Annotated in this window: 22 protein-coding genes; 18 read left to right on the top strand and 4 right to left on the bottom strand. The window is 66.1% G+C overall.

Going from position 1 to position 25,134, the window contains the following annotated elements; genetic code table 11:
- Positions 1 to 126: 126 nt before the first annotated feature.
- The 11 genes from BUE39_RS10245 to BUE39_RS10195 all read left to right on the top strand — a co-directional run bounded on the left by BUE39_RS10245 (position 127) and on the right by BUE39_RS10195 (position 12,749).
- Positions 127 to 1,605, top strand: a complete 1,479-nt coding sequence (locus BUE39_RS10245; RefSeq protein ID WP_073428545.1) for an aldehyde dehydrogenase family protein — start codon at positions 127 to 129, stop codon at positions 1,603 to 1,605.
- A 317-nt stretch (positions 1,606 to 1,922) separates the two neighbouring features.
- A complete protein-coding gene (locus tag BUE39_RS10240) occupies positions 1,923 to 2,591 on the top strand; it encodes a haloacid dehalogenase type II (RefSeq protein WP_073428544.1) in 669 nt (222 codons plus the stop codon).
- Positions 2,592 to 2,623: 32 nt separating this feature from the next.
- Positions 2,624 to 3,898 carry an NAD(P)/FAD-dependent oxidoreductase gene (locus BUE39_RS10235; RefSeq protein WP_073428543.1) on the top strand — a complete coding sequence of 425 codons (1,275 nt, stop codon included), beginning with the start codon at positions 2,624 to 2,626 and terminating at the stop codon, positions 3,896 to 3,898.
- Between the two features lie 67 nt (positions 3,899 to 3,965).
- Positions 3,966 to 5,582 (top strand): ABC transporter substrate-binding protein, encoded by a 1,617-nt coding sequence (locus tag BUE39_RS10230; RefSeq protein WP_073428542.1) that lies wholly within the window; start codon positions 3,966 to 3,968, stop codon positions 5,580 to 5,582.
- A gap of 132 nt (positions 5,583 to 5,714) precedes the next feature.
- Complete coding sequence (locus BUE39_RS10225) at positions 5,715 to 6,668, top strand: ABC transporter permease (RefSeq protein ID WP_073428541.1); 954 nt, start codon at positions 5,715 to 5,717, stop codon at positions 6,666 to 6,668.
- Positions 6,665 to 7,618 carry an ABC transporter permease gene (locus tag BUE39_RS10220; RefSeq protein ID WP_073428540.1) on the top strand — a complete coding sequence of 318 codons (954 nt, stop codon included), beginning with the start codon at positions 6,665 to 6,667 and terminating at the stop codon, positions 7,616 to 7,618. The genes BUE39_RS10225 and BUE39_RS10220 overlap by 4 nt, the downstream gene beginning before the upstream one ends.
- On the top strand, positions 7,618 to 9,462 hold the full coding sequence (locus tag BUE39_RS10215; RefSeq protein WP_073428539.1) for an ABC transporter ATP-binding protein: 1,845 nt from the start codon (positions 7,618 to 7,620) through the stop codon (positions 9,460 to 9,462). The genes BUE39_RS10220 and BUE39_RS10215 overlap by 1 nt, the downstream gene beginning before the upstream one ends.
- Positions 9,459 to 9,773, top strand: a complete 315-nt coding sequence (locus BUE39_RS10210; RefSeq protein ID WP_073428538.1) for a (2Fe-2S)-binding protein — start codon at positions 9,459 to 9,461, stop codon at positions 9,771 to 9,773. The genes BUE39_RS10215 and BUE39_RS10210 overlap by 4 nt, the downstream gene beginning before the upstream one ends.
- Positions 9,758 to 11,164, top strand: coding sequence for an FAD/NAD(P)-dependent oxidoreductase (locus BUE39_RS10205; RefSeq protein ID WP_073428537.1), 1,407 nt, complete (start codon positions 9,758 to 9,760; stop codon positions 11,162 to 11,164). The genes BUE39_RS10210 and BUE39_RS10205 overlap by 16 nt, the downstream gene beginning before the upstream one ends.
- A complete protein-coding gene (locus tag BUE39_RS10200) occupies positions 11,161 to 12,330 on the top strand; it encodes an NAD(P)/FAD-dependent oxidoreductase (protein ID WP_073428536.1) in 1,170 nt (389 codons plus the stop codon). The genes BUE39_RS10205 and BUE39_RS10200 overlap by 4 nt, the downstream gene beginning before the upstream one ends.
- A complete protein-coding gene (locus BUE39_RS10195) occupies positions 12,327 to 12,749 on the top strand; it encodes a helix-turn-helix domain-containing protein (protein ID WP_073428535.1) in 423 nt (140 codons plus the stop codon). The genes BUE39_RS10200 and BUE39_RS10195 overlap by 4 nt, the downstream gene beginning before the upstream one ends.
- Here the strand turns inward: BUE39_RS10195 and prpR are convergent.
- A complete protein-coding gene (gene prpR, locus BUE39_RS10190; RefSeq protein WP_073428534.1) occupies positions 12,706 to 14,685 on the bottom strand; it encodes a propionate catabolism operon regulatory protein PrpR in 1,980 nt (659 codons plus the stop codon). The two genes, BUE39_RS10195 and prpR, sit on opposite strands and share 44 nt — an antisense overlap.
- A gap of 220 nt (positions 14,686 to 14,905) precedes the next feature.
- Between prpR and prpC the strand changes: the two genes are divergently transcribed.
- The 3 genes from prpC (at position 14,906) to prpF (ending at position 20,199) form a co-directional block, all read left to right on the top strand.
- Positions 14,906 to 16,075, top strand: coding sequence for a bifunctional 2-methylcitrate synthase/citrate synthase (gene prpC, locus BUE39_RS10185; protein WP_073428533.1), 1,170 nt, complete (start codon positions 14,906 to 14,908; stop codon positions 16,073 to 16,075).
- Positions 16,076 to 16,382: 307 nt separating this feature from the next.
- Positions 16,383 to 18,980, top strand: a complete 2,598-nt coding sequence (gene acnD, locus BUE39_RS10180) for a Fe/S-dependent 2-methylisocitrate dehydratase AcnD (RefSeq protein WP_073428532.1) — start codon at positions 16,383 to 16,385, stop codon at positions 18,978 to 18,980.
- A gap of 31 nt (positions 18,981 to 19,011) precedes the next feature.
- Positions 19,012 to 20,199 (top strand): 2-methylaconitate cis-trans isomerase PrpF, encoded by a 1,188-nt coding sequence (prpF, locus tag BUE39_RS10175; RefSeq protein WP_073428531.1) that lies wholly within the window; start codon positions 19,012 to 19,014, stop codon positions 20,197 to 20,199.
- Positions 20,200 to 20,301: 102 nt separating this feature from the next.
- Here prpF and BUE39_RS10170 read toward each other — a convergent pair whose 3' ends face one another.
- Positions 20,302 to 20,715, bottom strand: coding sequence for an organic hydroperoxide resistance protein (locus BUE39_RS10170; RefSeq protein ID WP_073428530.1), 414 nt, complete (start codon positions 20,713 to 20,715; stop codon positions 20,302 to 20,304).
- Between the two features lie 254 nt (positions 20,716 to 20,969).
- Positions 20,970 to 21,500 (bottom strand): thioredoxin family protein, encoded by a 531-nt coding sequence (locus BUE39_RS10165; protein WP_073428529.1) that lies wholly within the window; start codon positions 21,498 to 21,500, stop codon positions 20,970 to 20,972.
- 196 nt (positions 21,501 to 21,696) lie between these two features.
- Here BUE39_RS10165 and BUE39_RS10160 point away from each other — a divergent pair, with 196 nt between their 5' ends.
- Genes BUE39_RS10160 through BUE39_RS10150 form a run of 4 tightly spaced genes read left to right on the top strand, consistent with a single transcriptional unit; the run spans position 21,697 to position 24,260 of the window.
- Entirely contained in the window at positions 21,697 to 22,077 is a 381-nt protein-coding gene (locus BUE39_RS10160) for a GFA family protein (RefSeq protein WP_073428528.1), read from the top strand.
- Positions 22,074 to 22,196: a hypothetical protein gene (locus BUE39_RS35885; RefSeq protein WP_268801990.1), complete on the top strand. Its 123-nt coding sequence runs from the start codon at positions 22,074 to 22,076 to the stop codon at positions 22,194 to 22,196. Before BUE39_RS10160 ends, BUE39_RS35885 begins: the two co-directional genes overlap by 4 nt.
- A 7-nt stretch (positions 22,197 to 22,203) precedes the next feature.
- Positions 22,204 to 22,944 carry a response regulator gene (locus tag BUE39_RS10155; RefSeq protein WP_073428527.1) on the top strand — a complete coding sequence of 247 codons (741 nt, stop codon included), beginning with the start codon at positions 22,204 to 22,206 and terminating at the stop codon, positions 22,942 to 22,944.
- The gene (locus tag BUE39_RS10150; RefSeq protein WP_073428526.1) at positions 22,941 to 24,260 is read left to right on the top strand and encodes a sensor histidine kinase; all 1,320 of its coding nucleotides are present in this window, start codon (positions 22,941 to 22,943) and stop codon (positions 24,258 to 24,260) included. Before BUE39_RS10155 ends, BUE39_RS10150 begins: the two co-directional genes overlap by 4 nt.
- Before the next feature lie 56 nt (positions 24,261 to 24,316).
- On the opposite strand, the gene BUE39_RS10145 is transcribed toward BUE39_RS10150, so the two are convergent.
- On the bottom strand, positions 24,317 to 24,940 hold the full coding sequence (locus BUE39_RS10145) for an ABC transporter ATP-binding protein (RefSeq protein ID WP_073428652.1): 624 nt from the start codon (positions 24,938 to 24,940) through the stop codon (positions 24,317 to 24,319).
- Between the last annotated feature and the right edge of the window lie 194 nt (positions 24,941 to 25,134).

Raw genomic sequence — 25,134 nt, 5'->3', positions numbered from 1 at the left:
GTGCTGCACGGCGATTTTTGTCGGCGACATATGCCGGGGCCGTGGCTCTACGATTTTGTCATCGCGGCGCAGTCGTGACGACGCGCCGCACGGGACCACCAGGCAGCCACACAGGACACTCTTCTCATGGACAGCTTCAACCCAGACGACGTCGCGGTTCGCAGCGGGCATTTCATCGGCGGCGAATTCGTGGACGTAGGCGAGCGCCGCATCGAGGTGGCGCGTCCCTCGGACGGCGTGGTCTACGCCTCGGTGCCGTTCGCCGACGCGGAGATGGTGGACCGCGCGGTCGAGAATGCGTGGCAGGCGTTCAGAACGAGCGGCTGGGCGCGCATGGCGCCGCGTGAACGCGCCAGGATCCTGCGGCGTTTCGCCGACCTGGTCGATGCCGATGCGCCCACGCTGGGCCGCCTCGAAGCGCTCGGCTCGACGCGTCCGATCGCGCAGGCCATCGGCTGGGACGTGCCGTTCACCGCCGAGGGCATCCGCTTCTATGCCGAGTTCGCCGACAAGCTCGGCGGCGACGTGGCCGCCACCGATCACGATCATCTCGGCATGACGATCGCCGAGCCGTATGGCGTGATCGGAGCGATCGCGCCGTGGAATTTCCCGCTGGTGATGGCGTCGTGGAAGATCGCGCCCGCGCTCGCGGCGGGCAACGCGGTGGTGCTCAAGCCCTCGGAGATGACGCCGTTCTCGGTGTTGCGGCTCGCCGAACTCGCCGTGCAGGCGGGCGTGCCCGCGGGCATCTTCAACGTGATTCAAGGCGACGGACGCGTGACCGGCGACGAGCTGGTGCGTCATCCGAGGATCAGCAAGGTGACCTTCACCGGCTCCACGCGCACGGGCGCGTCGATCATGGCGGCTTGCGCGAATAGCGGCACCAAGCCGGTCACGCTCGAACTCGGCGGCAAGAGCCCGCAAATCGTCTTCGCGGATGCGCCGCGTCTGGACGACGTCGCGCGGCGCATTGCCGGCGCGATCACCGGCAATGCCGGCCAGGTGTGCGTGGCGGGCTCGCGTCTGCTGGTCGAGCGCTCGCTGGCGGAACCGCTCGCCGAGCGCATCGGCAGGATCTTCGCCGAGTCGAAAGCGGGCGCGACGTGGGCCGCGGGCACCACGCTCTCGCCGATCATCTCGGCGCCGCAGGCGGCGCGCATCGAGGCAATCGTGGGGCGCACGCTCGAAGCGGGCGCGACCTTGCGCTACGGCGGCGTGCGAGCCGACGGCGGCGCGCACGGCGCTTTCTATACGCCTACGTTGCTGACGGACGTCACGGCTCGATCGGAGGCGGTGCGCGAGGAAGTCTTCGGCCCGGTGCTGACGCTGCAAACCTTCGACACCGAGGAGGAAGCGCTCGCGCTCGCCCAGCATCCCGAGTACGGGCTCGCGGCCGGCGTGCATACCGCCGACCTGGGCCGGGCGCTGCGCTTCGTGCGCGGTCTCGAAGCGGGCACGGTGTGGGTCAACCGCTACGGCCGCACGTCCGACTTCATGATCCCCACGGGCGGCTATAAGCGTTCCGGCATCGGCAAGGACCTCGGCCGCCAGGCCTACGAGGCGAACCTGCGCTTCAAGAGCGTGCTGATCGATTTGCGGGTATGACGGCGAACGCCGGGCGTCTCGTCTTGCATCGCGTCGCCTTTCGCAGCGCTGCATAACGGCGGTAAACCGGGCGATGAAACCGGTGGTAAACCCGATGCCAAATCGGCCGCAACCCAACAGCCACGGGGCTTGCAGGAGAGCACGGCACACTGTGCTGCGCGACGGCCCCAAAACGCATGGTTTGTGTCACCGGCAGCGCGCGAATCAGGAACATCTATGTTTTTGCGCTGATTAAATCTTTTACAGGACTGAGCAGGATGGTTGCTGTTCCACCCATCGGGCTCGCTGCAAGTTCACCCCAACGAAAGGACTGCACCATGATCGATTTCGAACCGAAGTACATCACCTTCGATTGCTACGGCACGCTCACCAGATTCCGCATGGCCGAGATGACGCGCGAAATGTACGGCCACCTGCTGAACGCCGAGGACCTGGAGAAGCTCGTCGCGTTCTACTCGGGCTATCGCCGCGACGAAGTGCTCGGCGCATGGAAGCCGTACCGCGACGTGGTCGTGAACGCGCTGCGCCGCGCCTGCAAGCGCCTGAACGTCGAGTTCGACGAAGCGGGTGCGGAGAAGATCTATACCGCGGTGCCGACCTGGGGTCCGCACGCGGACGTGCCGGAAGGCCTCGCGCGTCTCGCGAAGAAGTACAAGCTGGTGATTCTGTCGAACGCGTCGAACAACCAGATTCAGAGCAACGTCGACAAGCTCGGCGCGCCGTTTCATGCGGTGTTCACGGCGGAGCAGGCGCAGTCGTACAAGCCGCGCATGCAAGGCTTCGAGTACATGTTCGATCAACTGAACTGCAATCCCGAAGACGTGCTGCACGTTTCGTCGAGCCTGCGCTACGACCTGATGACCGCGCACGACCTGGGCATCAAGCACAAGGCGTTCGTCAACCGCGGCCATGAACCGTCGACCCCGTACTACCAGTACTACGAGGTCAAGGACATTCCGCACCTGGCCTCGGAACTCGGCCTGTAAGCGGCTCATTGCGCAATTCAAGGACAGTCTGGATGAAGCTCGATTCCTATTGGCTCGACACCGCGCCGCCGCTCCTCTCGGCGTGTGAAGGCCCGGTCGACGGCGGCGCCGACGTGGTGGTGATCGGCGCCGGCTTCACCGGACTCTCGGCGGCGCAGGCGTTGGGCAAGCGCGGCGCGTCGGTGACGGTGCTCGACGCCGGGCGCATCGGCGGCGGCGCATCCGGGCGCAACGGCGGCCAGGTCAATACCGGCGTCGCGCAGGATTTCGTCGCGCTGGCCGCGCAACTCGGCATGGAGCGGGCGCGCGCCTGCTACCGCGCGTTCGCCGATGCGGTCGATACCGTCGAGCGCCTGATTCGCGAGGAGAACATCGACTGCGATTACCTCGCCACCGGCAAGCTGAAGCTGGCGTCCAAACCGCATCACGTTGCGCATCTGGAGAAAACGGCGGCGCTGATCCGGCGCGAAGTCGATACGAATATCGAACTGCTCGACCGTGAACGGATTCGCGATGAAGTGCAGTCGGAGAGCTTTTACGGCGGCTTGCTGCAACGCCACGGCGGCCAGATGCACATGGGCAAGTTCACGGTCGGTCTCGCGGATGCGGCCGTGCGCCACGGCGCGAAGCTGTACGAACACGCGGCCGTTTCCGCAATCGTGAAAGACGGCGCGGGCTACAGGATCACCACGACGCGCGGCGAAGTGCGCGCGAGGCAGGTGCTGATCGCGACCGGTCCGTCGCGGCATGGTCCGTTCGGCTGGTATCGGCGGCGTCTCGCGCCGGTCGGCTCGTTCATCGTCGTGACGGAGCCGCTTGCGCCGGAACTGCTGGCGCGGGTGTTGCCCAAGCGGCGCGCGTATACCACCACGCGCCTGATGCACAACTACTTCCGCGTGACGCCCGACGCGCGCTTGCTGTTCGGTGGCCGCGCGCGCTTCACGGCCTCGGAGCGTCCGTCCGATGCGAAGAGCGGGCGCATTCTGCAAGAAGGTCTCGCCGCGATGTTCCCGGCGCTTGCGAATGCCCGCATCGACTATTGCTGGGGCGGTCTGGTGGACATGAGCGCCGACCGTCTGCCGCACGCGGGGCAACACGACGGCGTTTATTTTTCGATGGGTTATAGCGGCCACGGCACGCAAATGTCGACGCACATGGGCCAGGTGATGGCCGACGTGATGGACGGGCGCGAAGCGCGCAATCCGTGGCGCGAGTCGGAATGGCCCGCGATTCCGGGCCACACCGGCAAGCCCTGGTTCCTGCCGCTCGTGGGGACGTATTACCGTATCAAGGACATTTTTTATTGAGTTCCCGTAGTTCCATTAGCCAATTAAAACCACGCAGCCATCCCTGCAATCCTCGCGGAGAAGTTCGATGAATAAGGAAAACTCGCAATACGGCGCTTTTGAACTCGACAACGGGTTGGAGCGATTGACAGCCAAGGGCGCCTCGCGGCGCGACGTGCTGCGTGCGATGGCCGCGGCCGGCATGATGTCGGTGACGGGCGCGGGCCTCCTCACCGCGAGCGGCGCGGCCTTTGCGCAAGCCAAGCCGAAGCAGGGCGGCAAGATTCGCGTGGCGACGCAGTCGGCGTCCGCAGCCGACACGCTCGACCCCGCGAAGGGCGCGCTCGGCACCGACTACGTGCGTTGCAACATGTTCTACAACGGCCTGACCGAACTCGATTCGCACCTCGGCGCGAAGATGGCGCTCGCCACTTCGCTGGAGACGAAGGACGCCATCGTGTGGGTCGCGAAGCTGCGCCCCGGCGTGCAGTTCCACGACGGCAAGTCGCTCGCGCCCGCGGACGTGGTCTACTCGATCATGCGTCACAAAGATCCGGCCACGGCGTCGAAAGCGAAGACGCTCGCCGACCAGATCAAGGAAGTGAAGGCCACCGGCCCGAACGAAGTGACGATCACGCTGGAAGGCCCGAACGCCGATCTGCCCGTGATTCTCGCCACCTCGCATTTCCTCATCATCAAGGACGGCACCAAGGAATTCAAAACGGCGGTCGGCACCGGCCCGTTCAAGGTCAAGGAATTCGCGCCGGGCGTGCGCACGGTCGGCGTGAAGAACGACAAGTACTGGAAGCCGGGCATGCCGCATCTGGACGAAGTGGAGCTGATCGGCATCGGCGACGAATCGGCGCGCGTGAACGCGCTGCTGTCCGGCGACGTGCAACTGATCAACGCGGTGAGCCCGCGCTCCACCACGCAGATCAAGAACGCGGGCGGCTTCTCCGTGCTCGAAACCAAGACCGGCCAGTACACCGACCTGATCGTTCGCGACGAAGGCGGAATTACCGGCAACGACGATTTCCGGCGAGGCATGATGTATCTGATGGACCGCGAGCAGATTCGCCGCGCGATCTTCCAGGGCTACGGCGCGATCGGCAACGATCAGCCGATCGATCCGACCAACAAGTATTACCTGGCCGGTCTGCCGCAGCGCACCGTCGATCTGGACAAGGCGAAGTTCCACTTCCAGAAGGCGAAAGTCGGCAGCGCGCCGATCCAGATTTTCGCGTCGCCGGCAGCCGAAGGCTCGGTGGAAATGGCGATGCTGCTTCAGCAGGTCGCGCCGCAAGCGGGGCTCAACCTGCAGGTGTCGCGCGTGCCGGCGGACGGCTTCTGGTCGAACCACTGGATGAAGCATCCGCTCGTGTACGGTTCGGTGAATGCGCGGCCGAGCGCCGACGTGCTGTTCACGCAGTTCTTCAAGTCCGACGCGCCGTGGAACGAGGCGAACTGGAAGAGCCCGAAGTTCGACCAGATGCTGGTCGCGGCGCGCGGCGAGCCGGACGACGACAAGCGCAAGAAGATCTACGGCGACATGCAGGTGCTGGTGCATGAAACGGGCGGCATCGGCATTCCGCTGTTCCAGAGTTCGCTGGATGCTTACACGACGAAGCTCAAGGGCCTCGGCTCGATTCCGCTGGCCGGCCTGATGGGCTTCATGTTCGCGGAAAACGTCTGGCTCGACGCCTGAACGCTTTCGCATTTTCGTATCGCTGCAAGTTCGGCCCGCCGGTCTGACGAACCGGAAAGCCAGGGTCGGTCATACGCACGCCGCGCGTTTTCGTTTTCGCGGCGTGCGGCTTCAACCTAAAGGCGACTCTCGATGAAAGCACACGCGCAACGACTCATCGCCGCGCGCCTCGGCCTTGCGCTGCTGACGCTGCTGCTGGTTTCGGCGGTGGTGTTCGCCATCACCGGCCTGCTTCCCGGCGATGCCGCACAGCAGGCGCTCGGCCAGGCGGCCACCCCCGAAGCCGTCGCGGCATTGCGGCATCAATTCGGCCTCGACCAGCCGGCGCTGCAACGCTACGTCGAGTGGCTCATGCATATTGTCACCGGCAACTTTGGCACTTCGATGTCAAACAATCTGCCGGTCAGCGAATTGATCGCCACGCGCCTGCCGAACTCGCTGGTGCTGGCCGGTCTCACGTCGCTCGTCTCGGTGCCGATCGCGTTGCTGATCGGCATTTCGTCGGCGATGTTCCGCGGCTCGCTGCTCGACCGCACGCTCAACGTGCTCACGCTTTCCACGGTGGCGGTGCCGGAATTCCTGGTCGCCACCATCGCGGTGCTGATCTTCGCGGTCAAGCTGCGCTGGCTGCCCGCGCTGTCGTACCTGTCGGAAGTGCATTCGTTCGGCGCGCTGCTGCGCATCTACGCGATGCCCGTGATGACGCTGTGCTGCGTGATCGTCGCGCAGATGGCGCGCATGACGCGCGCCGCGGTGCTCGATCAGCTCAATTCCTCGTATGTCGAGATGGCGATACTCAAGGGCGCCTCGCCCGTGCGCGTGGTGTGGCGGCACGTGTTGCCGAACACCATCGGTCCGATTGCCAACGCGGTGGCGCTGAGCCTGTCATATCTGTTCGGCGGCGTGGTGATCGTCGAATCGATCTTCAACTATCCCGGTCTCGCGAGCCTGATGGTGGATGCCGTGACGAACCGCGACATGCCGCTCGTGCAAGGCTGCGTGATGGTGTTCTGCGCGGCGTATCTCGCGCTCGTGCTGATCGCCGACCTGTGTCAAATCGTCTCCAACCCGAGGCTGCGCCGATGATGAGCCAACCGACCAACCCCCATGTTCCCCACGCCGGCACGGAACTGTACGACGTGAGCCGCGATGAACTCGTCGCTGATTCGGCGCCGCCGGGCGAGCCGACCCCCGCGCCGAAAACCGGTGTGTTGAAACGCCTCGTGCACCGCTTCTCGGTGCTCGGACTGATCGGCCTGCTGCTGGTGGCGTTCTGGCTGCTGATCGCATTCGTCGGTCCGCTCATCGCACCGTACAAAGGCGGCGCGCTCACCTCGACGGAAATTTTCGGCAGCTATGGCGCGGCCCATCCGCTCGGCACCGACTATCTCGGCCGCGACATGCTGAGCCGCATTCTCTACGGCGCGCGCTACACGGTCGGCCTCGCGCTGGCGGCGGCGCTGCTCGCGAGTTTGATCGGCACGTTCTTCGGCCTGCTCGCCGCGGTGTCCGGGCGCTGGGTCGACGAGATTCTGAGCCGTCTGTTCGACGCGATCATTTCGATTCCGAGCAAGGTGCTCGCGCTCGTCGTGATCGCCGCGTTCGGTTCGTCGATCACGATGCTGACGACCGTGGCCGCCGCGGCGTATATCCCCGGCGCGTTCCGCATTTCGCGCTCGCTCGCGATGAACGTGATGAGCCTCGAATACGTGCAGGTGGCCCGCGCGCGCGGCGAGGGCATCTTCTATATCGCGCGGGTCGAGGTGCTGCCGAACATGATTCATCCGATGCTCGCCGATTTCGGCCTGCGTTTCGTGTTCATCGTGCTGCTGCTGAGCGGGCTGAGTTTTCTCGGCCTCGGCGTGCAGCCGCCGAATGCCGACTGGGGCTCGCTCGTGCGCGAGAACATCGGCGGCTTGTCGGAGGGCGCGCCCGCGGTGCTGATGCCGGCCGTCGCCATCGCGACGCTGACCATCGGCATGAATCTGCTGATCGACAATTTGCGGCGTCGCGGCCGCAGCCACGGAGGCGCGTGATGGCTGAACGGGACATGATCGAAGTGAAGGGCCTGCGCGTGGTCGCGGGCGCCGCGCCGGCAGCCGTGACGGAGATCGTCAAGGGCGTCGATTTTTCGGTGAGGAAGGGCGAGGTGCTCGCGCTGATCGGCGAGTCGGGCTCGGGCAAGACGACCATCGCGCTGTCGCTGCTCGGCTATGCGCGCGCGGGCTGCGCGATTAGCGGCGGGTCGGTGCGCATCGGCGACGTGGATGTGCTGTCGCTCGACGCGAAGGGCCGCCGCGCGTTGCGAGCGCGCACGGTGGCCTATGTGGCGCAGAGCGCGTCGGCGGGTTTCAATCCCGCGCGCACGATCATGGATCAGGTCACCGAGCCGGCGCTGCTGCATCAGTTGATGACGAAAGACGCCGCGCGCGCCAAGGCGATCGGCCTGTTCCGCTCGCTTGCGTTGCCCGCGCCGGAAACGCTCGGCGAGCGCTATCCGCATCAGGTGTCGGGCGGGCAGTTGCAGCGCTTGATGGCCGCGATGGCGCTGATCACCGATCCGGCCGTCGTCGTATTCGACGAACCGACCACCGCGCTCGACGTCACCACGCAGATCGAAGTGCTCGCGGCCTTCAAGAAGGTGATCCGCGAACTCGGCACGACGGCGGTGTACGTGTCGCACGACCTGGCTGTGGTTGCGCAGATGGCCGACCGCATCGTCGTGTTGAACGGCGGCGCGGTGAAGGAAAACGGCGCGGTCGCGCAAGTGCTCGACGCGCCCGTCGACGCCTACACGCGCCAGTTGCTGGCCGCCACGCGCCGCCCGGAAGCCGCGTTGGAAACGCCGCCGCAGTCCGGAAAACACGTGCCGCCGCTGCTCGAGATTCGCGGACTCGCGGCCGGCTATGGCCGCCTCGACCGCTTCGGCGCGCCGGCCGTGCGCGTGCTCGACGACGTCAGCCTGTCGATCGCGCGCGGCAGCACGCTCGGCGTGATCGGCGAATCGGGTTCCGGCAAGACGACGCTCGCGCGCGTGGTGGCGGGGCTGGTCGACCGGGCGCGCGGCGAGGTGCTGTTCAACGGCGAGGCGTTGCCCGCGCAACTCTCGCGCCGCACGCCGGAGCAATACCGGCAGATTCAGATCGTGTTTCAGAACGCCGATACCGCGCTGAACCCGAGCCATTCGATCGCCGATATCCTCGCGCGGCCGCTCGCGTTCTATCACCATCTGCGCGGCTCGGCGGCGAAGAAGCGGATGCTGGCGCTGCTCGATCTGGTCAAGCTGCCGGCCTCGATCGCCACGCGCACGCCGGCCGGACTTTCCGGCGGCCAGAAGCAGCGCGTGAACCTGGCGCGCGCGCTCGCCGCCGATCCCGCGTTGATTCTCTGCGACGAAGTGACGTCCGCGCTCGACACGGTGGTCGGCGCGGCGATCCTCGATCTGCTGGCCGAATTGCGGCGCGAACTGGGCGTGTCGTACATGTTCATCAGCCACGACATTTCCACGGTGCGCGCGATCTGCGACGAAGTGATCGTGCTGTACGCAGGGCATCGCGTGGAAGCCGGGCAGCGCGACGTGCTCGCCGCGCCGCCGTATCACCCGTACACGGGCTTGCTGGTGGACTCGGTGCCCGCGTTGAAACCCGGCTGGCTCGACGCGCGCCGCGAGATCAACGCCGCCGCGTTGCCGCCGCTCGGCGAGAGCGCCGGGATTCCCGAGTTGTGCGCGTTCCGCGCGCGCTGCCCGGTGCGCATCGACGGCATGTGCAACATGACGCCGCCTTCGCTCAAGAAGCTGCCTTCGGGCGCGGAAATCCTTTGCCATCATTCGACATCCGAGCTGAATCGCCTGCAGACCCTGGAGGCCATTCCGGCATGAACGGACGATTCGTACGGCTTGCGGAGCAGGGCCGCAAGACTTTTGCGATCACGGTGGACGGCGTCGTGCGCGAAGCCGCCGAGGGCGACACGCTGATGGTCGCGCTGCTGACCGGCATGAACACGTTGCGCGATTCCGAATTCGGCGACGGCCGCCGCGCCGGTTTCTGTTTGATGGGCGCGTGCCAGGACTGTTGGGTATGGACGGCGGCGGGCGAGCGCGTGCGCGCGTGCAGCACGCCGGCGGCGCCCGGCATGTCGATCGTGACGAAACTCGCCGAAGCCGGGGAGGGCGTATGGCCCCGCGCGTAGTCGTCATCGGGAGCGGGCCGGCGGGCGTGCGCGCCGCGCAGGCGCTGGTGGAGGCGGGGCTGCGGCCCACGGTCATCGACGAAGGGCGGCGCGATGGCGGGCAGATCTATCGGCGGCAACCGGAAGGGTTTTCGCGCAGCTACGACACGCTTTACGGCACCGAGGCGGAACGCGCCGCTTCGCTGCACGCGAGTTTCGATGCGCTGAAAAGCATGATCGACTATCTGCCGGAAACGCTCGTGTGGAATATCTCGCCGAACGCCGTGCATCTGGTGAGCGGCACGCGTTATCGCACGCTCGCGTTCGATTCGCTGATCGTGTGCAGCGGCGCGACCGATCGGCTGATGCCGGTCAAGGGCTGGCACCAGGCGGGCGCCTATAGCCTCGGCGGCGCGCAAGTCGCGCTGAAATCGCAGGGCTGCGCGATCGGCTCGCGCATCGTGATGATGGGCAGCGGTCCGCTGTTGTACCTCGTCGCGGCGCAATACGTGAAGGCGGGCGCACAGGTGGCCGCGGTGCTCGATACGTCGACGCTCATGCAGCGCGTGGCCGCGTTGCCGCGTTTGCTGGCGATTCCCGCCGCTTTGAAGAAAGGCATCGCATTGACGCGCGTGCTGACGCAAGCGCGCGTGCCTGTTCATCGCGGCGTGCAGCCTGTCGAAATCAAGGGCTCGCCGCACGACGGCGTGAGCGGCGTCGAGGTGGCGTTGCCCGGCGGCGAGCGGATCGAGATTGCGTGCGACGCCGTGGCGCTCGGTTATCACTTGCGCCCGGAGACGCAACTCGCGGACCTCGCGGGTTGCCGCTTCCTGTTCGACGCCGATACACAGCAGTGGCTCCCGCAAATCGACGACGACGGCCGCGGCAGCGTCAAAGGCGTCTATCTGGCCGGCGACGGCGCAAGGGTGCGCGGCGCGGACGCGGCGGAACGTTCGGGACGCCTCGCGGCGCTCGCGGTTCTGCACGATCACGGCATGCACGTCGAGGGGATGGAGCGCTTGCGTCGCGAACTCGCGCGCTTCACGCGCTTTGCCGCGGGCTTGCGCGCGGCCTTTCCGTGGCCGGCGAAATTCGCCGCGTCGCTGCCGGATGAAACCATCGTCTGCCGTTGCGAAGCGATCACGGCGGGCGAATTGCGCCGCGTCGTGCGCGCGACCGGCGCGCAGGAAGCCAATCGCGCGAAGGCGTTTTCGCGCGTCGGCATGGGACGCTGCCAGGGACGCTATTGCGGCCACGCGGGCGCGGAGATCATCGCGGCGGCGGCGTCCGTGCCCTTGGCTTCGGTGGGGCGCTTGCGCGGGCAGGCGCCTGTCAAGCCGCTGCCTGTCGCGTTGACCGAAGCTTCAATCGAAGCGGCCAGCACCGAAGCAAGCGCGGAGATAAGCGAATGAGCGCGGCGACCCATAACGAAGCCGATGTGATCGTGATCGGCGGCGGCATCATGGGCACGACGACCGCGTTCTTCCTGCGTCGGCGCAAGCGCTCGGTGATCCTGCTCGAACGCGGACTCACGGGCCAGCAGGCGAGCGGCGTGAACTTCGGCGGGATTCGCCGCCAGGGGCGCGCGCTGCCGCAACTGGCGATGGCGAACCGCGCGCTGCGCACATGGCAACGCTCGGCGGAACTGCTCGGCGAGGACATCGAGTTTCTGCCGGTGGGCCATACGCGCGTGTGCTACCACCAGAAGGACGTCGAGAACTTCGATCAGTACGCGATCGACGCGCGCGCCTACGGTCTCGACCTCGAAGTGCTGCACGGCGAAGCGCTGTTCCGGCGTTTCCCGTTTCTCGGCCGCGAGGTGCTGGCCGCCTCCATTTCGCCGTTCGACGGTCATGCGAATCCGCGCCTCGCCGCGCCCGCGTTCGGCCGGGCCGCCGCACGGCTCGGCGCGCGCGTGGTCGAGAACACGGAAATCGTGCGCGTCGAAAAAGAGGCTGGCCGGTTTCGCGTGCAGAGCGCGCGCGGCGACGTGTATTGGGCCGCGCAGCTCGTGATTTGCGCCGGCGCCTGGGCGAGCCGTCTGAGCGAGCAGTTCGGCGAAGCGGCCCCGCTCACCACGCACGGGCCGCAAATGTGCGTGACCGAACCGGTGCCGTATGTCTTCAAATCGTCGATGGGCGTGTTCACGTCGATCAAGGAAGAGAGCATCTATTTCCGGCAGATTCCGCGCGGCAACATCATCGTGGGCGGCGGGCCGCCAGGTCCCGCGGATGCGCTGACGTGCCGCGCGTCGGTGCTGCCGATCAACACCGTGCGCCAGCTCGCGCAAATGCGGCGGCTAGTACCCGCATTGGCGCCGCTCAATGTGATTCGCGTGTGGAGCGGCGTCGAAAGTTATCTGCCCGACGGCGAACCGGTGATCGGTCCGAGCAGCAAGGTCGACGGCCTCTTCTATGCGTTCGGCTTCAACGGCGCGGGCTTTCAGATCGGCCCCGGCGTCGGCGAGACGATGGCCGAACTGCTCGGCACCGGCAACGCCGCGATTCCCCTCGACGTGTTTTCCATCGCGCGGTTCGCGAAGCAGCCGGCGGCCAGCTCGACGGTCGCGGCGTCATGAAACAGTCGATCAGCCTGAATGCCGCGCGGGCGTTCATCGAAGCGCATTTCGACGAACCGGTGACGCTCGCGCAACTGGCCGCGTTGTCCGCGTTGAGCGTGTCGCGCTTCGCGACGGTGTTCCGGCAGCAATACGGTTCATCGCCATATCGCTATCTGTGCGGGCTGCGGATTCAGCGCGCGCAGACGCTGTTGCTCGCAGGCGTGCCGGGGTCGGTCGTCGCGACGGAGGTTGGTTTCTTCGATCAGAGCCATTTCGGGCGGCATTTCAAGCGGTGCTGCGGGATGACGCCGAGCATGTTCATCGCGCGCGCGGGGGCCAAGGCGACCCATGCGACCCATGCGACCCATGCGACCAAACAGGGCGACGCGATGTCTACTGTGTCGCGTTCAGCTTCCGCCATAACGTCGTCTTGCTGATGCCGAGCGCCTCGCACACCGCGTCGCGATCGCCGTCGTGCGCGGCGAGCGCGGCGCGGATCTCGTCGGCTTCCACGTGACGGCTGCGCTCGCGTAGCGTGAGCGCGGTTTTTTTCGCGCGTGCGTGCGGCTCGAAGATTTCTGGCGCGACGGTGCGCAGCATGTCGCGTGTGAGGATGGATTTGGCATCGGCATCCGTTGCCGCGTGGGTGTCGGGGCCGGTGTCCGCGTCCGCCAGTTCGACCGCGATCCGTTCGGTCACGTTCTGCAATTCACGCACGTTGCCCGGCCATGCGTAACGGCGCAATGGCTCGGCAAGCTCCGCAAGCGTGCGTCGAGCGGCCTCCGTATCGGGCAGGCGCGCCGCGAGCCTCGGTTCGCGCGCCGCGGCTTGCAGCAGCAGTTCGGCGGCGAGCGGCAGCAGGTCGGTGGGCCGCTCGCGCAGCGGCGGCAGCGCGATGCTCAGAATGTTGAGCCGGTAGTACAGGTCCGCGCGAAAACGGCCCGCCGCGATGCCCTCGGTCAACGCGCGATGCGTCGCCGCGACCACGCGAATGTCGACGCGCGTCGGCTCCGTCGAACCGAGCCGCACGACTTCGCGTTCCTGCAGCACGCGCAGCAGCCGGCTTTGCAACGACAACGGCATCTCGCCGATTTCATCGAGAAACAGCGTGCCGCGATGCGCGACTTCGATCAGTCCCGCCTTGCCGCCCTTGCGCGCGCCGGTGAACGCGCCTTCCTCGTAGCCGAACAATTCGCTTTCCAGCAAGGCCTCGGGAAACGCGCCGCAATTGATCGCGACGAACGCGAAGTCGCGCCGCGCGCTCAGTCGATGCATGCTCTGCGCGACCATTTCCTTGCCGGTGCCGCTCTCGCCGAGAATCAGCACGGTGGCGTCCGATCGCGCATAGCGCCGCACGAGCGAGCGCACCCGTTCGATCGATGCGGATGCGCCGACGATGTCGTCGAGCCGGTAGCGCGCGCTGAACTGCTGCACGCGTTGCCGCGAGCGCAGCGTGCGGTCGAGTTTTTCGACGGCGCGCGATTCCTGAAACGTCAGCACGGTGCCCGCCGCCGCGCCGCTGCTCGCCAGCGGTCCGCGATGCACGACGTAGCTCGCGCCGCGCACCGTGCAGAAGGAGTCGCCGTCCGAGTCCGGCAAGCTGCCCGCCAGGTCGGGCGCGAGTTCCCGTAGCGGGCGGCCCGCCGCCTTTGCCGCGTCGAGGCCGAGGACGTCGGCGAGGCGTTGATTCATCGCTTCGACGCGGCCTTGCGCATCGAGCGCGACCACGCCGTCGCGCAGATGTTGCAGCAGATTGTCGAGCCGTTGACGGCGAAGCGTTTCGCGGCGAGTGGCCTGCGCGACTTCGAGCGCGGTATCGAATGCGGCGCGCACCGACGCGCGCGAATAGAGAAACACCGCGCCCATGCCGGCGCTTGCGGCGAGATCGGTCACGAGTCCGGGGCCGACCACCACGTCGATGCCGCGATCGCGCAGATCGAGCACGACGCTCTCGGCGTCCTGCGCCGACTCATAGGAGGCGAACGTCACGTCGAGTTCGTAAGCGGCCGTGAAGCGGCGCACTTCGTCGGGCGTGTCGCCGTGCGTGACGAGCGCGACCCGCGCGCCGTCGCGGCGGGCCCGCGCGAGCGCATGCATCACGTCGAAGCCGGTCGGGTTGATCAGCACGACGGGAACCGCGACACGCGTTTTCAGATACGCGCCGCTGGAGCCGCCGGCGATCACGACATCGGGACGGCCCGCGCCCGCGGCGTCGATTTCGCGCACCGCATCCTCGAAGCCCTGCGCGACGATGCGCAGGTCCGCGATTTCGACATATTCGCCGGCGATGTCGAAAAACAGATCGCGCAAGCGGCTGATGCTGACGGCCCAGATGCGCGGGCGCTGGGGAGAGTCGAAATGGGGCGTGCTCAAGGTCGGACGGCTCCTGCGAGGCTGCTTACGGGTGCCGTCATTATGCGCGCATCGGTTTCTGATTTGAAATTTGAATTTCATTTGTGAAATTCGGCGCGGCGCGCGGCGGCCTGCTCTTTTTTGAGAAATCAGGCACTTAGCCCGCTCGGCGCCGCCTGGCCCGTTCTTTGCAATTTGGACTTCCATCCAAAACTTCCCCCATGCATCTGGAGACGAACTCATGAGCGAAGCAGACAACAGCACGCCGAACGCGGGCGCGTTCAAACCGAAAAAGTCCGTGGCGCTGTCCGGCGTGACCGCGGGGAATACGGCGCTGTGCACGGTCGGCAAGACCGGCAACGACCTGCACTACCGGGGTTACGACATTCTCGACCTCGCCGGCGCGTGCGAATTCGAGGAGATTGCGTATCTGCTGGTCCACGAGAAACTGCCGACCCAGGCCGAACTGGGCGCCTACAAGACGAAGCTCAAGGCGCTGCGCGGCCTGCCCGCGAACGTGAAGGCCGCGCTCGAATGGATTCCCGCCGCCGCGCATCCGATGGACGTGATGCGCACGGGCGTCTCGGTGCTCGGCACCGTGCTCCCGGAAAAGGACGATCACAACCTGCCGGGCGCGCGCGACATCGCCGACAAACTGATGGCCTCGCTCGGCTCGATGCTGCTCTACTGGTATCACTACTCGCACAACGGCAGGCGCATCGAGGTCGAAACCGACGACGACTCGATCGGCGGCCATTTCCTGCATCTGCTGCATGGCGTGGCGCCGTCGAAGTCGTGGGTCGACGCGATGCATGTGTCGCTGAACCTGTACGCGGAGCATGAGTTCAACGCGTCGACCTTCGCCGGCCGCGTGATCGCGGGCACGGGCTCGGACATCTATTCGGCGATCACCGGCGCGATCGGCGCGCTGCGCGGCCCGAAGCACGGCGGCGCGAACGAAGCCGCGTTCGAGATCCAGTCGCGCTACCCGACACCCGACGAAGCCGAGGCGGACATCCGCCGTCGCGTGGAGAACAAGGAAGTGGTGATCGGCTTCGGCCACCCGGTGTACACGATCTCCGATCCGCGCAACAAGGTGATCAAGGAAGTCGCGCGAAAACTCTCGAAGGAAGCGGGCAACACCAAGCTGTTCAGCATCGCGGAGCGACTTGAAACAGTGATGGCTGAAGTGAAAAAGATGTTTCCAAATCTCGACTGGTTCAGCGCGGTTTCGTACCACATGATGGGCGTGCCGACGGCGATGTTCACGCCGCTCTTCGTGATCTCGCGCACGGCAGGCTGGAGCGCGCACATCATCGAGCAGCGCATCGACAACAAGATCATCCGGCCGAGCGCGAATTACACCGGACCGGACGATTTGCCGTTCGTGCCGTTGGCGAAGCGGGTTTAAGGGCGTTTGAAAAACGCGCAAGCCGCGAACGTTGAACGCGTGAAAGCCTGGCTGCCAGCTTTGCTCCTCCATTGCGTCCAAAGAGCGCGACGCGATGAAGTTAAGCCTTGGTTCGCCCATACCCCGAGCCAAGGCTGTTTTTTGCAGCGCGTTCACGAAGCCGCCCGCAAACCTGCACGCTACGCGAGCTACACTCCACTTACTGTTTGACCGACCCGCCAGCGAAGCGCCGCGTTGAAAAGGCGTGGCGGATCGTGACCCACGGCCGCCGCCACCGTCCCCGAATCGATACTGTTTTTCTCAAGCCATGAATACTGCAAACCGCAAACGCCTTCCCGGCACCCGGCTCGATTTCTTCGACACGCGCGCCGCCGTCGACGCGATCCAGCCCGGCGCTTACGACACGCTGCCGTACACGTCCCGCGTGCTGGCCGAAAACCTGGTGCGCCGCTGCGATCCGGTGACGCTCGTCGCGTCGCTCAAGCAGATCATCGAACGCAAGCGCGAGCTGGATTTCCCGTGGTTTCCGGCGCGCGTGGTGTGTCATGACATTCTCGGTCAGACCGCGCTGGTCGACCTCGCCGGTCTGCGCGACGCAATCGCCGCGCAAGGCGGCGATCCGGCGCTGGTCAACCCGGTGGTCCCCACGCAACTCGTGGTGGATCATTCGCTCGCCGTCGAGTGCGGCGGCTTCGATCCCGACGCGTTCGCGAAGAACCGCGCGATCGAAGACCGTCGCAATGAAGACCGCTTCGATTTCATCAACTGGACCAAGCGCGCGTTCAGGAACGTCGACGTGATTCCGCCGGGCAACGGCATCCTGCATCAGATCAATCTGGAGCGCATGAGCCCGGTGGTGCAGGTGAGCGACGGCGTGGCCTTTCCCGATACGCTGGTGGGCACCGATTCGCATACGCCGATGGTCGACGCGCTCGGCGTGATCGCGATCGGCGTGGGCGGTCTCGAAGCCGAAAGCGTGATGCTGGGCCGCGCGTCGTATATGCGCCTGCCGGACATCGTCGGCGTGGAACTGACGGGCAAGCCGGGCGAGGGCATCACGGCGACCGACGTGGTGCTCTCGTTGACCGAATTCCTGCGCAACGAAAAAGTGGTCGGCGCGTATCTGGAGTTCTTCGGCGAAGGCACGGCGCGGCTGACCTTGGGCGACCGCGCGACCATCGCCAACATGGCGCCCGAATTCGGCGCCACCGCCGCGATGTTCTACATCGACGGGCAGACCATCAAGTACCTCAAGCTCACGGGCCGCGACGACGAACTGGTCAAGCTGGTCGAGACTTACGCGAAGGAAACCGGCCTGTGGGCGGATAGCCTGAAGAACGCCGACTACGAGCGCGTGCTGAAGTTCGATCTCTCCAGCGTGGTGCGCACGCTGGCCGGTCCGTCGAATCCGCATCGCCGCTTGCCGGTGTCCGAACTCGCCGCGCGCGGCATCAGCGGCAAGGTGGAGAACGAGCCGGGCCTGATGCCGGACGGCGCGGTGATCATCGCCGCGATCACGAGTTGCACGAATACCAACAACCCGCGCAACATGATCGCCGCCGGGCTGCTGGCGCGCAACGCGAACCGGCGCGGACTCACGCGCAAGCCGTGGGCGAAGACTTCGCTCGCGCCGGGCTCGAAGGCGGTCACGCTGTATCTGGAAGAAGCGGGGCTGCTGCCGGAACTGGAGCAACTCGGCTTCGGCGTGGTCGCGTATGCGTGCACGTCGTGCAACGGCATGTCGGGCGCGCTGGACCCGGCGATCCAGAAAGAAATCGTCGAGCGCGATCTGTATGCGACCGCCGTGCTGTCCGGCAACCGCAACTTCGACGGCCGTATTCATCCGTATGCGAAGCAGGCGTTTCTGGCTTCGCCGCCGCTGGTGGTGGCGTATGCGATCGCGGGGACGATCCGCTTCGACATCGAAAAGGACGTGCTCGGTATCGACGCCGACGGCCATGCCGTCACGCTGAAGGACATCTGGCCGTCGGATGAGGAGATCGACGCGGTGGTCGCGTCGAGCGTGAAGCCGGAACAGTTCCGCAAGGTGTACGAGCCGATGTTCGCGGTTTCCGTCGACACCGGCGAGAAAGCGAATCCGCTCTACGACTGGCGGCCGATGAGCACCTACATTCGCCGTCCGCCGTACTGGGAAGGCGCGCTCGCCGGCGAGCGCACGCTTAAGGGCATGCGCCCGCTCGCGGTGCTCGGCGACAACATCACCACCGACCACCTGTCGCCGTCCAACGCGATCCTGGCGGACAGCGCCTCGGGCGAATACCTCGCAAAAATGGGCTTGCCGGAAGAGGACTTCAATTCGTACGCGACGCATCGTGGCGACCACCTCACCGCGCAGCGCGCCACCTTCGCGAACCCGACGCTGAAGAACGAGATGGTGCTGGAAGACGGCAAGGTGAAGGCCGGCTCGCTGGCTCGCATCGAACCGGAGGGCAAGGTCACGCGCATGTGGGAAGCGATTGAAACCTACATGGAGCGCAAGCAGCCGCTGATCGTGATCGCCGGGGCCGACTACGGCCAGGGTTCGTCGCGCGACTGGGCGGCCAAGGGCGTGCGTCTTGCCGGCGCGGAAGCGATCGTCGCGGAAGGCTTCGAGCGCATTCACCGCACGAATCTGGTGGGCATGGGCGTGTTGCCGCTGGAGTTCAAGCCCGGCGTGAACCGCATCACGCTCGCCATCGACGGCACGGAAACCTTCGACGTGATCGGCGAGCGCAAGCCGCGCGCCGACCTCACGCTGGTGATTCATCGCAGGAACGGGGAGCGCGTGGATGTGCCGGTGACGTGCCGGCTCGATACCGCCGAGGAAGTCTCTATTTACGAAGCCGGCGGCGTGTTGCAGCGCTTCGCGCAGGACTTTCTCGAATCGTCGAAAGCGGCGGCTTGATCAACAAGACGCCAACCAGGACACCATCAACATGGCCCACCAGCCTCAGATCAAGATTCCGGCCACCTACATGCGTGGCGGCACCAGTAAAGGCGTGTTCTTTCGCCTGCAGGATTTGCCCGAAGCCGCGCAAGCGCCGGGCGCGGCGCGCGACGCGCTGCTGCTGCGCGTGATCGGCAGCCCCGACCCGTACGGCAAGCAGATCGACGGCATGGGCGGCGCGACGTCGAGCACCAGCAAGACGGTGATCATCGCCAAAAGCAGCAAGCCCGATCACGACGTGGATTACCTGTTCGGCCAGGTCTCGATCGACAAGGCGTTCGTCGACTGGAGCGGCAACTGCGGCAATCTCTCGGCCGCCGTGGGACCGTTCGCGATCGGCGCGGGCCTCGTCGACCCGAGCCGCGTTCCGCGCGACGGCGTGGCGGTCGTGCGCATCTGGCAGGCGAATATCGGCAAGACGATCATCGGCCACGTGCCGATGACCGACGGCGCGGTGCAGGAAACCGGCGACTTCGAACTCGACGGCGTCACGTTTCCCGCCGCCGAGGTGCAACTCGAATTCATGGACCCGGCCGCGGAAGAAGAAGGCGCGGGCGGCTCGATGTTCCCGACCGGCAATCTGGTCGACGACCTCGAAGTGCCGGGCGTCGGCACGCTGAAGGCGACGATGATCAACGCCGGCATTCCCACCATCTTCGTGGAGGCGGCAGCGATCGGCTATCGGGGCACCGAGTTGCAGGACGCCATCAACAGCGACGAAAAAGCGCTGGCGATGTTCGAGACGATCCGCGCGCACGGCGCGCTGCGCATGGGCCTCATCGAGCATCTCGATGAGATCGCGACGCGTCAGCACACGCCGAAAATCGCCTTCGTCGCCAAGCCCGCCGACTACGTGGCGTCGAGCGGCAAGCGCATCGGCGCGGGCGATGTGGATCTGCTGGTGCGGGCGATGTCGATGGGCAAGCTGCATCACGCGATGATGGGCACGGCCGCGGTGGCGATCGGCACGGCGGCCGCGATTCCGGGCACGCTCGTGAATCTCGCCGCCGGCGGCGGCGCGCGCGAGGCGGTGCGCTTCGGGCATCCGTCCGGCACGTTGCGCGTGGGAGCGCAAGCGAGCCGCAACGGCGACGAGTGGACCGTCACCAAGGCCATCATGAGCCGTAGCGCGCGGGTGCTGATGGAAGGGTGGGTGCGCGTGCCCCCGCCGGCTTGACGGACACGCGACGCCGCAACTGAGCCGGCTTGCACCGGCCAGCAGGTGCAAGCCGGCCGCGACGACACGATTCGCCGTCGCGTGGGGCACGCACTGTCCCGCTCAAATCACGTTGATGACCACGTCGATATTGCCGCGCGTCGCCTTCGAATACGGACACGTTTGATGCGCGGTGTTCGCGAGCGCTTGCGCGACCTCGCGGTCCAGACCCGGCAGGCTGACGTTCAAGCGCGCCCGCAGGAAGTAGGCGTTGTCCGCCACGACGAGATCCACTTCGGTGTCGACGGCGGTGTCCGCGGGAACGGCGACTTTCATTCGCGCAGCGGCCAATCCGATCGCGCCGAGGAAGCAGGCGGACCAGCCCGCCGCGAACAACTGCTCGGGATTGGTGCCGGCGCCCGACGCGCCCGGACTCGTGAGCTTGATGTCGAGACGGCCGTCGGAACTGCGCGATGCGCCGTCCCGGCCGCCGGTCGTGTGGGTCTTGCCTGTGTACAGCACTTTTTCTTGCGTCATGACGATGCCTTCGTGAAGTTGAGGGGCGACAGTCCCTGAACGGACTGACAAAAAAACGGAAATAAAACGCCCGGATAGCCGCGCCGCGCGTGGCGTTCGTCTGCTATCCGCCGTTGCCTGATTAAAGCGCGCCGAGGTATCCGGCTCGTGTCGGCCGGCTCGTGTCGGCATAACGGACTATTGCAAGGTTCTGTGTCCGTACAACCCGCCGATACGTTGCGATACGAATCCGCGCTCGAACCGCGCACGCGCGGTCACTTTTGCGCCAGCAATGCCTTGATCGCCGACTCGGTTTCGGCGTAATCGCCTTCGCCGAAGTGTGTGTAGACCACCCGTCCTTTCTTGTCGATCAGGTAGAGCGCGGGCCAATACTGGTTGTGATAGGCGCTCCACGTCGCGTACTCGTTGTCCTGCGCGACCGGGTACGTAATGCCGAAGCGCTTGATGGCGGTCTTGACGTTTTCCGTGCTGCGCTCGAACGGATACTCGGGCGTATGCACGCCGATCACCGCAAGACCCTGATCCTTGTATTTCTGATTCCAGCTTTTGACGTAAGGCAGCGTGTGAATGCAGTTGATGCAGGTGTAAGTCCAGAAGTCGACGAGCACGACCTTGCCGCGCAACTGCTGCAAGGTCAGCGGCTCGCTGTTGAGCCATGTGTCGATGCCGGTGAATTCCGGCGCGGGGAGGCTCGTGGCGGGCGTGTCGGCCAGCGCGGCGCCGCTGCTGGCCGCGGCGGCGGCCAACACGGCGGCGGCGGTCAATGTCTTGAGCGTGGTGACCATATCAAAGTCCTTAAAGTGCGCAAGGGTCGAAGGGAGTGGCATGGCTGCTATTGAAACGCCCGCACGTATCCGGCTTGTGTCGGCGAAACCCCGCCTGTGCAATGTTTTGTGTAGCGCGGCAGGCCGGATACATTGGGACACAATTCGCGCGTGACGCTCCGCTATAACGCAGTCATCGCTTATCGAGGGGAGCCGTATGAGTCACGAAAGCCACGAACCGCTGAAGGGAGCCTGTCATTGCGGCGCCGTCCGATTCGAAGTGCGCACCGCCGTCACGCCTGCCGCCCGCTGCAATTGCAGCCTGTGCCGGCGCAAGGGCGCGCTGATGACGCCGCCGTTCGCGGCGGGCGCGCTGAACATCCTGAGCGGTGAGGACGCGCTCACGCTGTATCAGTTCAATACGCGCGTCGCCCGGCATTACTTCTGCAAGCATTGCGGCATCTATCCGTTTCATCAGACGCGCAAGGACCCGCACCTGTGGCGTGCGAACATCGGTTGCCTTGAAGGCGTCGATCCGTATACGCTGGATGCCGGCGTCAACGACGGTGCGAGTCTGTCCGTCGTGGAGGACGCATGAAGCGGCTGCTTGCGATCCTCGCCTTCCTCGCGGGCGGCGTCGCGGCGGAAATGGCGCACCCCGTGCAGTGCGAACTGGTCAATGCGAGCCGGGTGCAGATGAAACGCAGGAGGCAATGAGCTGTCGATGGAAACCACCGACCACGTGCTGATCGTCGACGACGATCGCGGCATCCGCGAACTGCTCGCGGGCTATCTGGAGAAGAACGGCATGCGCGTTTCGCTGGCCGCCAACGGCCGGCAGATGCGCGCCGTGCTGGAGCACGGCGCGCCCGATCTGATCGTGCTCGACCTCATGATGCCAGGCGAGGATGGCCTCGTGCTGTGCCGCGAACTGCGCGCGGGCAAGTTCCGCGCGGTGCCGGTGCTGATGCTCACGGCGCGCAACGAGGAGGCGGACCGTATCGTCGGGCTCGAAATGGGCGCGGACGACTATCTGCCCAAGCCCTTCGCCGTGCGCGAACTGCTGGCGCGGATTCGCGCGGTGCTGCGCCGCGCGCGCATGCTGCCGCCCGGCATGGAGGTCACGGAATCGGCGCAGATGCTCGCTTTCGGCGACTGGCGGCTCGACACCACCGCGCGCCATCTGCTCGACGCCGAGAACACGATGGTCGCGTTGAGCGGCGCGGAGTACCGTCTGCTGCGCGTGTTCCTCGATCATCCGCAGCGCGTGCTCACGCGCGATCAGCTGCTCAATCTCACGCAAGGCCGCCAGGCCGATGCCTTCGACCGCTCCATCGACCTGCTGGTGAGCCGGCTGCGTCAGCGTTTGCGGGACGTGGCGCGCGAGCCGCGCTACATCAAGACGCTGCGCAGCGAAGGCTATGTGTTCAGCGCCGCCGTGACGCATATCGAAGGCCCGCAATGAACGCGCGTTCGCTGTTGCGCTGGCCGCGCAGCCTGTTCGCGAGGCTCGCGCTGATCCTGTTCGTCGGCCTCGCGCTCGCGCAGACGCTGTCGTTCTGGTTGACCATGACCGAGCGCGATCAGACCATGACCAATGTGATGATGGGCTATATCGAACGCGAGGTCGCCAGTTCGGTCGCGCTGCTCGATCATTTGCCGCCCGCCGAGCGCGACGCCTGGTTGCCGCGGCTCGCGCGGCGCAGTTACAGCTTCATGCTCGAGCCGGGCGTGGGCGGCGGCCCGCCCGATGCGCGGCTGTCGGCGCGCGCGGCGGAATCGATCGCCGAAGGCATCGGCAAGCGCTATGCGTTGACGGCCAACGCCGTGCCCGGCGAGGCCGAGCATCTGCAGGTGCACCTGAAGCTGAGCGACGGCGCGCCGCTCACCATCGACATGCACCCGATGTCCGGCGCGCCTTTGTCGCGCTGGCTGCCGCTGGTGCTGGCGCTGCAACTGGCGGTGCTCGCCGCGTGCTGCTGGCTGGCGGTGCGGCTCGCCACGCGTCCGCTCGAACGGCTGGCGCGGGCGGCCGATACGCTGGGCCCCGACCTGAAAGCGGAGCGCCTGCCGGAGAACGGACCGGACGAAGTGGCGCGCGCGGCAAGGGCGTTCAATGCGATGCAGGACCGCGTGGCGACCTACATGACCGAACGCATGCAGATTCTCGCGGCGATCTCGCACGATCTGCAAACGCCGATCACGCGCATGCGTTTGCGGGTCGACGTGATGGACAACAGCGCAGAGGGCGCGAGACTGCAGCAGGATTTGCAGGAGATGGAAACGCTGGTGAAGGAGGGCGTGACCTACGCGCGCACGCTGCACGGCGCGACCGAGGTGCCTTGCCGGATCGACCCCGACGCGCTGTTCGACAGCCTCGTGTGCGATTACGTCGACGCGGGGCAGGACGTGTCGCTGAACGGCCGCATTTCGACCGCGCTGGTCACGCGGCCGCAGGCGCTGCGCCGGATCGTCGGCAACCTGGTCGACAACGCGCTGAAGTTCGGCGGCGCGGCCGAGATCGGGCTGGCCGCGGCGGGGAACGGGCAGGTCACCGTGTCGGTGCTCGACCGCGGGCCGGGCATACCGGCTGAATCGCTGGAGGCGGTGTTCGAACCGTTCTACCGGCTCGAAGGGTCGCGTAACCGGCACACGGGCGGCACCGGGCTCGGCCTTGCGATTGCCCGCCAACTCGCGCTGGCGATGGATGCGACGCTGACCTTGCACAATCGTCCGGGCGGCGGGCTGGAAGCGCGGCTGGTGTTGAAGAACCTCGGGTAGTGGCGGGGGGCCAGGACGGTCGATGTCGGGACGGCGCGCGAAGGCGGCCCGGCTTTCTAACCGCGCTGGCCAAGCCCCGCGAAATCGACGCTCCTCGCTTCGCAAGCCTGGGTGAACACCGCGTCGTAGCTCGAGAAAAACACCGTGCGCGTTCGGGCGAGCATCCTGAACAGATCGACCAGCGCGGCGCGCGCGGCGGCGTCGAGCCCGCCGACCGGTTCGTCCGCGATGAGCACCCTGGTCTCGCCGAGCGCGGCTGCCGTGAGGAACATCTTTTTTCTCGTGCCGAACGACATCTGTTCGAAGCGTTTGTCGAGATGCGGCGTGAGACCGAAGCGCTCGGCCAGCGCCAGGATATCGCCGCCGACCGCCGCGTTTCTCGCCGAAGCCACCGCGTTCAGATACGCGCGACCGGTTTGATCGGGGTACGTCATGCAGTCTTCCGGCACATACGTCAGCAACGATTTCGCCGCGGCCGGCGCGGTGCGCAGCGAATGCCCGCCGATCCAGACTTCGCCCGCGTCGGGCTCGATCGTGCCGGCGATAATGCCGAGCAAGGTGGATTTGCCGCTGCCCGATTCGTCGTCGAGGGCCACGCAGCCGGACGTGCTGTCGTAGCGCAGTCCTTCGAAGAGGATGCGATCGCCATAGCGCTTGCTGAGGTTGTCGAATCGAAGCATGGGTTGGAGCGGGCTCGGCGAAGAATTGCGATGGTGCGCAGTGTAGCAGCGCGAGTTTTTCGCCTGCGGATCGGGCCGATCCAAGGGCGGCTAAAGTCGCGTGTTTCAAGACCGTTAATGCGGAGAGGCCGGCACGGAAGCCGGGTCTCTTCCGTCATCTTCCCGAACCCTTCGACAGACGCTTCAAGCGCCCC

The sequence above is a fragment of the Paraburkholderia terricola genome (assembly GCF_900142195.1).
Classification (GTDB): Bacteria; Pseudomonadota; Gammaproteobacteria; order Burkholderiales; family Burkholderiaceae; genus Paraburkholderia; species Paraburkholderia terricola.
Note: the sequence above shows the minus strand (reverse complement) of the source record. Positions and strands in the feature narration are given on the sequence as shown.